The sequence below is a fragment of the Eisenbergiella tayi genome (assembly GCF_001881565.1).
GTDB classification, from domain to species: Bacteria; Bacillota; Clostridia; order Lachnospirales; family Lachnospiraceae; genus Eisenbergiella; species Eisenbergiella tayi.
In genome coordinates, this window is sequence record NZ_MPDJ01000016.1 from 27835 (window position 1) to 38766 (window position 10932).

A 10932-nucleotide genomic window follows, 5' to 3' on the forward strand; every position below is an offset into this window, starting at 1 on the left:
AATCTTAATAAATGGGTTTGTGAGGGATACACAGACAGGAGGGTATAAGAATGGGAACATTTTATTTGTTACCGAAAGAAGGAACTTTTTATAAAGCAAATCTGCACTGCCATACGGTGGTCTCCGACGGGGATCTGACGCCGGAGCAGGTGAAGGAAGCATATATGGGTCAGGGCTATTCTATTGTTGCTTTTACGGATCACAACAAATACTGCAAGCATGAGGAGCTGAACGACGAGGGATTCCTGAGTATTGCGGCATACGAAGCGAATATTGACCAGTTTTCGCCTCATGAGGATGCCTGGCCGAACCTGAAGGTTTATCATTTTAATTTTTATGATAAATATCCGGAAAGAAGGGAAAAGGAAGAAAAGATTCCCATGCCCTTACGCCGCTATAATGATATAGAGTACATTAACGGTTATATTGATTTGATGAAGACGGAGGGCTTTCTGGCCTGTTATAACCATCCTTACTGGTCTTTGCAGAATTATGAGGATTATAAGGATTTAAGAGGGCTGTGGGGAATGGAGATTTATAACCATGGCTGCGAGCATGACGGGCTGTATGGTTTTAATCCCCAGTCCTATGATGAAATGCTTCGTACGGGGCAGCGGATCTTCACGGTTGCCACGGATGATAATCATAACAGGGAGCCTTTTGATTCTCCGCTGTGTGATTCCTTTGGCGGGTTCGTTATGGTGAAGGCGGGAAGCCTGGATTATTCGGCGGTGATGGAAGCGCTGGAAAAAGGTGATTTTTATTTCTCCATGGGGCCTGAAATCAAAGAAGCCTACATACGGGATAACAGGCTTGTGGTGAAAACCTCGCCGGTGGAGAAGATTTTTGTGATTCAGGAGGGGCGTGACTGCTATAAGAAGCTGGCGCCCATAGGAGAAAGTATCACGGAAGCGGAATTTGAGATCACCGGCAGGGAAGGGTATATCCGTGTGGAAATCCGGGACGGAAAAGGTCTTTATGCCGGAACCAATGCTTTCTGGATGGATAAAGTCATGTCGGCGCTGGCTGAGTCTGAATAGTCCGGAAAAAGAAAGTCCTGTGCCGGGGTGCCGAGTACAGAAAAGGTATCAATATAAAAAAAGCTCCGCCTGTTCCCTTATGTGGAAACGGGCGGGGCTTTTTGGATTCCGGCCATGGGGTTAATGGAAGGTATCCACGGAATAGTCATGATAGTGAAAGCCGAACCATCTTCCGGGCATGTCTCCGGGGAAACGGGGCGGAGGCGTCGTTTTAAACCAGAGGGATGAGGAACCGTCCGGGGAAGTGCTTTCCTCCAGAACCTGGGGAGCTGTTTCCTTTACGTGTTCCAGCAGAAGGGCGATGAGCTCCTGCTTTTTATCCTGCCATGCAGGATCTTCGGACAGATCGGTCTGTTCCATCGGATCGTCCTTCAGGTGGAACAGAAGCATATGGTCTCCGCAGGTGGTATATACAAGCTTGACCTGACTGCGCATCACGCAGAAATTCGTATGAAGGCTGTCTCCGTAAAATATCCGATCCTCGGCAAGCGCATCCGGCTTCAGCAGGCTCCGGCCTGTGATGTCTTCCGGGACGGGAATGCCGGCCATTTCCAGGATGGTGGGGTAAATATCTGCGATTTCTGTCGGCCTGTCAACGGTAAGGTTATGGGGGATTCCTCTTCCGGCGGGCGGTACAATAAACAGCGGAATATGGGCGGAGCCTTCAAAGAACAGGTTTTTCTGGGACATGTGGTGATCTCCCAGCATTTCCCCATGATCCGAGGTGAAAATGATCCAGGTGTTCCGGAACAGATCGTTTTCCCGGAGCGCGCCGAACAGGCGGCCCAGTTCATAATCAACCTGGGTGATGCAGGCATAATAGGCCCTGCGGGATGCGGCAACCTGTTCGGGTCCGAACAGATGCATATTGGTGTTTTCATAGGCGCCCGCGAGGAAGCCCTGAGGCGCTTTCTCCAAATCCCGGGACCAGTCACCGTAGACAGGGGCGGGCATGGGGATATTCTCGTAGAGAGACCAGAAATCCCGGCAGGGGTCAAAAGGCGGATGGGGCTTGGTAAAGCTGGTCCAGAGGAAGAAGGGGCGGGTGGTGTCTCTTGTTTCCAGAAAATCAATGGACTGATCGGTGATCCAGGTAGTGATGTTGTCTTTTACATCGACGGTGGAAAGAACCGGTTCCATTTCACATTCACCGATTCCGTGGGCCTTCGGGCGTGCGGATTCCGATTTCCTGTCATATTGGCGCATGTAGTCCAAAGGAAGGGTCATCTGTTCAAAGCCATAACAGGCCCGGGCCGGTTCGAAATGCATCTTCCCCTTGGCGCAGGTCTGATAGCCGGCGTCGGTGAGAAGGGCGGGCAGGGTGTGGCGCAGTTTTGTCTGACGGCGCATTTCGGTTTCATGGGTGGCGTTGGATACTACGCCGCTTTCATATCCGTGGCGGCCGGTCATAATGGTGGTTCGGGACGGGACGCAGATGGGGCAGCAGGCATAGCAGCTGCGGAAGCTGGTTCCCATTGCGGCCATGTAATTAAGGTGGGGTGTGAAAATACTGGTGTTTCCCCAGGCGTTGATGGTGTCGAAACGCTGCTGGTCGGTGGTAATTAGCAGAATGTTATCCTGCGTCATGGCAAGTCCTCCTCCAAATTGGTTGTGCTGCGGCAGCTGCCGCCATCCTTCGGCCTCCGGTTTTCCGGCTCCCGGCTCGTGGCTGCTCTCAGACCGGCGGCGCGGTTACTGTTTACAGGTTTGTATTTATAATCAGTATAGATAGGGGAAAAAGGGTTGTCTATAGCAAAAACGTTAGATGTAGTATATAAAATGTTACACAAAAAGGATATAAGGAAATTAGTAGGGTATTCTGTATAATTTGTGAAAGGTGCACAAATTAAAATCACGTTTTTTTACTTTTGAGATAATGTTTTTAGACTACTATATAAGAAATGTTAGATAGAAATAGCGAAATGCATAGTTTATAATTGAGTCATAAAGCGGTCGGAAAAAAGCAGAAGAACGAAGCGTACGCATTCCGGCTGTGGCTCTCCGGCAGGCCGGCTGACGGAGGGAAATTTATCCGGGGTCTGTATATAGATTATAGATAACCGGAAAGACGGCAGACGTGTTTTCAGACCTCTGAGGCCGTTTAGTAAAGAGAAAGGGAGGTTTAAAATGGCTGTAAAGGAAAGTAGTATAAAAAAGAAAAGGCGCTGGACCCGTGATGATACGGAGCTTACCATGCTGGCGCTTCCAACCACAATCTGGTATTTCCTGTTTGCTTTTCTGCCTATGTTCGGTATTATTATCGCATTTAAAAAGTACCAGATTAACGGAGGATTCCTGAACAGTATTATAACCAGTGACTGGATCGGCCTGGATAACTTTAAATTCCTGTTTTCCGCCGGAGATATCTGGATTATTCTGCGGAATACCATTCTGTATAACATTGCATTTATCATATTGAACATTGTGGTTCCGGTTGCGATGGCGCTGCTCATAGGGCAGCTGCATAACAAGAGAATGGCAAAGGTATATCAGACAGCGATGTTCATGCCCTATTTCCTGTCCTGGGTTGTTGTAACCGCGTTGATTTGGGCGTTCCTGAGTTTTGATAAGGGACTGCTCAACAGCCTGCTTGAGTTCTTCGGGAAGGATCCCCATCAGTGGTATATGGAGCCGAAGCTTTGGCCGCCGTTTTTGATATTCATGTATATGTGGAAAAACCTGGGCTACAGCATGGTGGTTTATCTGGCAACAATAACGGGCATTGACAAGACCTATTATGAAGCGGCGGGAATTGACGGCGCTACGGTATGGCAGCAGATGAGATATGTGACGCTGCCTCTTATGAAGACTGTAATCATCATGATGTTTATCATGGCGGTAGGACGTATTTTCTATTCCGATTTCGGACTGTTCTATCAGGTACCCCGTGATTCCAATTCCCTGTACAATGTATCCTATACACTGGATGTATTTGTATTCAAGCAATTGAAATCTTCCACGACGGGAATGGCATCTGCAGCGGCATTTGTACAATCGGTGGCCGGCTGTATAACTATCCTCACAGCCAATGCCGTGGTACGTAAGGTTGACCGCGACAGTGCGATGATTTAAGGAGGTGCGGGATGGCTGAAACAATAAAAAGGAAAAAGAAAAATGAGCCCGATGGATTTGACCGCTTCAACAGAGTGTCCAATACGGCAAACGTCCTGCTGAATGTCATGTTTCTGCTGATGGCGCTGGTTTGTATAATCCCGGTGCTGCTGGTCATTGCAATATCCCTTTCGGCAGAAGCATCAATTACGGAATACGGTTATCATCTGATACCTAAGATTGTATCTTTTGAAGGCTATGAATATCTGGCGAAGCAAAGCACCCTGATTATCCGTGCCCTGGGAGTGTCCCTTTTTGTAACCATAGTGGGAACGGTTCTGGGAATCCTGCTCACCACGCTGATGGGATATGTGCTTTCCCGTCCCGGCTATAAGCTGAACGGGTTCCTGACAATGGTGGTATTCATCCCCATGGTATTCAACGGCGGCCTTGTATCCACTTATTTTATCACTTCTCAGTTTTTAAATCTGAAGGATTCGGTATGGGCGCTCATATTGCCTCTGGCGGTATCATCCTTCAATGTAGTTATATGCAGAACCTTTTTTAAGACTACGGTTCCGGAAGAGCTGATTGAATCGGCGAAAATGGACGGGGCGAGGCAGTTCACCATATTTTTTAAGATTGTGCTTCCCATATCCCTTCCGGTGCTTGCCACAATCGGCCTGTTCCTCTGCTTCGCTTATTGGAATGACTGGTATCAGTCCATGCTGTATATTGATGACCAGAGGCTGTATTCCCTACAGGCGCTGCTGAACGCCATCATGACCAATGTGAACATGCTGGCTCAGAATGCGGCGGCCATGGGAGCGAGTATGGCGGATACGGTAGCCAATATGCCCAAGGAGGCGGCACGTATGGCAATTGTTGTAGTAATCGTACTCCCGATTGCCTGTGCATATCCTTTCTTCCAGAAATATTTTATATCAGGACTTACCGTTGGTGCGGTGAAAGGCTGATATAAGTGATGAAAAGCTGTCGTACCGGCAATTTATTGCCGGAGGATATAAAAAATTATAAGGAGGTTACTATGAAAAAGAATGTAGTTAAAAGACTTTTGGCTATTGGACTTTCCTGTGTACTCGGTATGGGTATGCTGGCAGGATGCGGTTCCAAAGACAGCGGTGCAAGCACACCGGCAGGAGAAACAGGAGGTGCTGCCGCAACAGAAGGCGCAGCGGCAGAATCTGCGGCAGACAGCAGCACAACTGACAAAGCCAGCGGAGATATCCCCACACTGATTTGGTGGACGGTAGGCGGAACCACTCCCAGCGATTACAATGATCGTCTGGCAGATATCAATGAATATCTGGTGGAAAAGCTGGGCGTGAAAATTGATATCAAGGTGGCAGGCTGGGGCGATTACGATCAGAAGATGAATACTATCGTTAACTCCGGTGAATATTTCGATATGATGTTTACCAACAATACCAATTACAGCAAGTTTGTAAACCTGGGTGCATTTGAGAACATAACCGATATGGTGCAGTCCAGCACTCCGGATTTGTACAGCTTTATTCCGGAAGAACTGTGGAACGGCGTAAAAATCGGCGGAAATGTATATGCGGTTCCGACCTACAAGGATTCCTCCATTACCCAGTTCTGGTATTTTGATGACCAGTATGTACAGAAATATAATATCGATCTGGATTCCATCAAGACAATGAAGGATCTGGACGGCCCGTACCGTGCAATAAAAGAAGGGGAAGGCAAGAGCTTTTATCCTCTGCAGATGGCACAGGGCAGCCCGTTCAATGGCTTCTTTAACGAATATGACGGACTTACCGCAGGCCTTCAGCCTATGGGCGTAAAGATCGATGACGAAACAAGAACCGTAGTTTGTACACTGGAACAGCCTGATATCATGGAAAACCTGAAGCTTATGCATCAGTGGTACATGGACGGCATAATCAATCCGGATGCCAACGTTCTTACCGAAGTTCCCAAGAAGCTTCCTTTCTCATCCGCACAGGGATGGCCCAGTGCAGCAGCTACATGGCAGACACTGAACGGCGTGGAGAAATATGATGTATTCAAAGTGTTCGGACCTCTGTATTCCACAGAAACCATCCAGGGCTCCATGAATGCCGTTTCCGTTAACTCCAAATACAAAGAGGAATGTCTGAAGGTTCTGGATCTGGTTAACAGCGATTCCAAATTCCGTGATATGCTGGCTTATGGTGTGGAAGGAAATACCTTTGAATACGTAGGCGACGGCGTTATTAAGAAGCTGAGAGACGACTGGCCGCTGGCTGCTTACACACAGGGAACATTCTTCAACATGTCCATTACGGAAGACGCAGATCCCGAGCAGTGGGAGCAGGTTAAGAAACAGAATGAAGAAGCAGCTTCCTCTGTATGTCTTGGATTTGCACTGGATATAACCAATATCCAGAATGAAGTTGCCAACTGCCAGGCAGTTTGGGACAAATATAAATATGATATGTTAGTAGGCGCATCGGATCCGGAAACCACGGTTCCCAAATGTATTGAGGAATTAAAGAATTCCGGTCTTGATACCATCATTGAAGAAACACAGAAACAGATTAATGAGTTCTTTAAATAAAGTGAAATCGTGTACTTGCGGTGACCTTTAGAAACCAGCCTCCTGGCGTGAACTTCGGACTCCCAATGTTCACGTCAGGGGGTTTTTCCTTGTTGACGGATACAAATATGGGTATAATGGGAGTGAAGGCAGAAGGAAGATTCTGGCTGAGTAAGGCATAAAAAGGAGTCCGCTATGAGAAAAAACAGCATATCTTTCCTGAAAATAAAGGTTTACAGGAGAAAGTTCCTGGGAACAACCATTGCTATTTTGCTTCTGTGTACCATATGCTTTATCGGTGTGACCACATTTTTTACCAATATATGGGCGGGCCAGCAGCGGCAGGAGGCCCAGGACGCTTTTTCCGTGATTGAGAGGAAAATAGGCACTATTAAGGATCAGCTGAATGAATATATTGAGGGCTGTTATGCCAGCCGCACCATGATGCAGGATGCCATGGCGCTGTTTGCCGCCGGATCGGAGGAGGAGTATCTGGAAAAAAGGCTTGCCAACAGCCGTTCCACTTCCGCCCAGATTTCTTATATGCCGGGGGACATGAAGAAGCTGTTTATCAACAACCGGACGCAGATAAGGGGGGCCACCTTTATTTCAGAGAGCGGAATTAAAGCGGTATGGCAGGACAGAGTGTCCGGTGATATGCATGTTACTTTTGATCTGGATCGGGAAGAGTCGGCTCTGGGGATCCCGGGATTCGGGGACATGATACTCGCTTCTTATGAAATCCGTGATCCGGATTCCATCGGCCGTCAGCTGGGACGCCTTACCTTCTGGGTGGATCGGGACGATTTATTCCGCGGGGTAAACCCATCCGGAGCCTGGGCCGTTATGCAGGAGGGAAAGCCTCTTCATACGGATTATACCATGGAGAAGGAATGGAACTGGATCCGGGCGGCGGAAAACCTGGAGGAGAGTCAGGGAGCCTTTTTCGGAAGCGGCTACGATCGGATATTTTATACTGTTTTTCCGTCCAGCCAATATAATTTTTCCTATATTTGTGTGATTAACAGTAAGATGCTCTGGCGGCTGAACCGATCGGCGCTGATCGGGATCAGTTTTGTCCTGATCATTCTGGCAGGGGGCGCTGTCCTGGTATCCTTTGTGGGAATCCGGAATGATGCCAGGTTCCTTTCCTATATCATGCAGATGCTGGGAGCTATGGAAAACGGTGACTTTTCCGTGGCTAAAAATCTGGAAATCCATACGGAGCATAAAAATGAATATGGAAGGATAGCCATCGCTCTGAAGGATGTGAGCCAGAAGCTGGAGGGGTATATCCGGACGGAGTATGTGATGAAGCTGAAGCAGCAGGAGGCGGCCATGCGTGCCCTGAAGCATCAGATTAACCCTCATTTTCTTTATAACACACTGGAGAGTATACGATCCAAGGCGCTGGTGTGCGGGGATGAGGAGACGGCGGAGGCCATTACCCAATTGGGCAGCCTTTACCGGAAAATTGTCCATTGTCCGGATGTGATAACCATGAAGGAAGAAAAAGATCTGCTGGAATTATATCTGCGCCTCATGTCACTCCGGTTTGCGGGAAATTTTGTGTATCAGCTGGAGCTGGAAAAGGATCTGGAGGGCGTCCGAACCCCGGGGTTCTGGCTGCAGCCGCTGGCGGAAAACTTTTTTTCCCATGGTTTTGACAGAAATAATGAATTCAACCTTCTGATTCTGGAAATACGTTCTGAAGGAGGCGGCGTAAGAGCCCTCATGACGGATAACGGGCTGGGGATTGCAAGGGAGCAGCTTGAAGCGATAAGAAAAAATATGCATGAAGGAAGCGACGATCCGGACGCGGATATCGGGCTCCGGAATGTATATATGAGACTGCAGTATTTTTACGGGGAGGATTTTACAATGGAGATCGGGAACAATCCGGAGGGAGGAGCCAGGATTTCCGTTTATATCCCCACACAGGCAGGCAAGGAGGAGACTGATGTACACGTTGTTGATTGTGGATGATGAGCCAAACATCCTGGAGGGAATCAAACGGCTTCTGGACTGGAAAAGCCTGGGAGTGGGCAGGATAGAAACCGCCCGCAGTTCTCTGGAGGTAATGTCCAATATCCTTGACTGGAGGCCGGATATCTGTCTGATGGATGTCTGTATTGGAAACGATAAAGGGTATGAGGTGATCAATTGCCTGAATAACCTGGGGGTGCGTTCCAATTATGTGATGATGAGCGGTTATGATGAATTCAGCTATGCCTGCGAGGCTATCCGCTGCGGCGCGCTGGATTACCTGCTTAAGCCCGTGGAGAAAAAGAAGCTCTTAGAGGTGATCAGGAAAATCATTGTGGAAAAGCTTCATGGAACCATACCGGAGGAGGATGAAAAGAAGAACTGTGATCCTGTGCTGGATATGGATTATGATGCCATGTCCCCTCTGATACATAAGATCGTAATGATGGTGAGGGTGGAATATGGCGGGCATATTTCCCTGAAAAGCATAGCGGATAAATTCCGGATGAATTCCACCTATCTGGGCCAGATTTTTATCAAGGAAACAGGAATGAAATTTTCCGAATACCTGATGTGCTACCGGCTTTATGTAGCCAGAGAGAGGATCCTGAATTCCGATGAAAAAATCGCAGTGATTGCGGCGGATGTGGGGTATTCCAATATGAATTATTTCTATCAGCATTTCCATGGGTATTACCATACCACGCCGTCGGATATGCGGATGAGAAAGTGATTAGGGGCGGTAATATAAGCCTGCGGTTTTGTTAAGGCAGAAAAAGAATACACAAAAAATAAAAGGAGAAAAACAATGCGTGTAATTATGTTTGACATTGACACCCTGCGGGCAGACCACATGGGGTGTTATGGTTATGGAAGGGATACCACCCCGGTGATGGACAGCGTGGCGGAACAGGGGGTATGCTTTGACAGGTACTATTGTCCGAACGCCCCGTGCCTGCCCTCACGTGCATCCCTGATTTCCGGGCAGTACGGTATCCATAACGGGATTGTGGGACACGGCGGAACCGCCGCGGATATGAGGCTGCAGGGAGCGAGCAGGAGCTTTACGGATGATATGTCGGAAAACGGTTTGTTCATGCAGTTTAGAAGAGCTGGTTTCCATACCGTTTCCTTTTCCTCTTTTGCCGAACGCCATTCCGCATGGTGGTTTAATGCAGGCTTTAATGAGTGCTTCAATGTAGGAAACAGGGGAGGGGAATCGGCGGAAATGGTGACTCCCCATGTGCTGGACTGGCTGGAGAGAAACGGTGAGGGGGATAACTGGATGCTGCATGTGCATTACTGGGATCCTCATACCCCGTATCGTACGCCGACGGACTATGAGAGCCGGTTTCAGGATACGCCGCTGCCGGACGACTGGATTACAGAGGACATTTTCAAAGAGCATCTGCTCCATATCGGCCCTCACGGAGCCAATGAAATCAATATGTGGAACGACGATACCTTTAAGCAGTGGCCCAAGCATCCGGGAAGGCTGGAAACAAAAGAGGCGGCAAAGCATCTGATCGATCTGTATGATGACGGCGTGCGTTATACGGATGATAATATAGGCATGATTCTGGATTACCTGAAAGAAAAAGGCCTCTATGATGAGGATTTGGCGATTATTATAACGGCGGATCACGGCGAGGATCTGGGAGAATTCGGGGTATATGGCGAACATGGCATGGCGGACGAACCGGTATGCCGGATACCCATGATCATAAAATGGCCCGGTGTGGAGGGCGGCAGGCACGTGAACGGCTTCCATGACAATGTGGATCTGCTTCCTACCGTGCAGGAGCTGCTTGGGACAGAACGCTTCGGCGGCTATCATTACGACGGCGTTTCCTATGCAGGAACGCTTCTGGAAGGGACAGACTGTTCCAGGCCTTATGAAATACTGACCCAATGCGCCCATGTGTGCCAGAGGAGCGCGCGGTTTGATCATTATGTATATATCCGTACCGTACACGGCGGCTATCATCTGCTGCCGGATGAAATGCTGTTTGATCTGGAGGCGGATCCTCATGAGCAGCATAATCTGGCCCAGGAACGGCCGGATTTGTGCGCAAAGGGCGCAAAGCTGATACTCGACTGGAATGATGCCATGATGAAAACCTCGGCGTATGATGCGGATCCGATGTGGACGGTTATGCGTGAAGGCGGACCGGAGCACTGCAGGGGACATCTGCAGGCTTATATGGAAAGGCTGAAGGGTACGCCCAGGGAATATGGGATAGAGCTTCTGACGGAAAAATATAAGGGATTTGAATAAGAGGAGAAAAAGCC

At 48.6% G+C, this 10932-nt stretch carries 8 protein-coding genes; 7 read left to right on the forward strand and 1 reads right to left on the reverse strand.

Annotation, left to right across the window (positions count from 1 at the left end; translation table 11 throughout):
• Positions 1 to 50 precede the first annotated feature (50 nt).
• On the forward strand, positions 51 to 1040 hold the full coding sequence (locus BLA28_RS31700; RefSeq protein ID WP_069156780.1) for a CehA/McbA family metallohydrolase domain-containing protein: 990 nt from the start codon (positions 51 to 53) through the stop codon (positions 1038 to 1040).
• A gap of 120 nt (positions 1041 to 1160) precedes the next feature.
• Here the strand turns inward: BLA28_RS31700 and BLA28_RS31705 are convergent, their stop codons facing one another.
• Positions 1161 to 2627, reverse strand: a complete 1467-nt coding sequence (locus BLA28_RS31705; RefSeq protein WP_069156779.1) for a sulfatase-like hydrolase/transferase — start codon at positions 2625 to 2627, stop codon at positions 1161 to 1163.
• A 540-nt stretch (positions 2628 to 3167) separates the two neighbouring features.
• Between BLA28_RS31705 and BLA28_RS31710 the strand changes: the two genes are divergently transcribed.
• From BLA28_RS31710 to BLA28_RS31735, 6 genes are all read left to right on the forward strand, one after another.
• On the forward strand, positions 3168 to 4112 hold the full coding sequence (locus BLA28_RS31710; protein ID WP_044972015.1) for an ABC transporter permease: 945 nt from the start codon (positions 3168 to 3170) through the stop codon (positions 4110 to 4112).
• A gap of 11 nt (positions 4113 to 4123) precedes the next feature.
• Positions 4124 to 5068, forward strand: a complete 945-nt coding sequence (locus tag BLA28_RS31715) for a carbohydrate ABC transporter permease (RefSeq protein WP_069156778.1) — start codon at positions 4124 to 4126, stop codon at positions 5066 to 5068.
• Positions 5069 to 5139: 71 nt separating this feature from the next.
• Entirely contained in the window at positions 5140 to 6675 is a 1536-nt protein-coding gene (locus tag BLA28_RS31720) for an ABC transporter substrate-binding protein (protein WP_069157347.1), read from the forward strand.
• 174 nt (positions 6676 to 6849) lie between these two features.
• Entirely contained in the window at positions 6850 to 8640 is a 1791-nt protein-coding gene (locus BLA28_RS31725) for a sensor histidine kinase (protein ID WP_009253854.1), read from the forward strand.
• Entirely contained in the window at positions 8615 to 9373 is a 759-nt protein-coding gene (locus tag BLA28_RS31730) for a response regulator transcription factor (RefSeq protein ID WP_044972011.1), read from the forward strand. The genes BLA28_RS31725 and BLA28_RS31730 overlap by 26 nt, the downstream gene beginning before the upstream one ends.
• Positions 9374 to 9448: 75 nt before the next feature.
• On the forward strand, positions 9449 to 10918 hold the full coding sequence (locus BLA28_RS31735; protein WP_069156777.1) for a sulfatase: 1470 nt from the start codon (positions 9449 to 9451) through the stop codon (positions 10916 to 10918).
• Positions 10919 to 10932 lie beyond the last annotated feature (14 nt).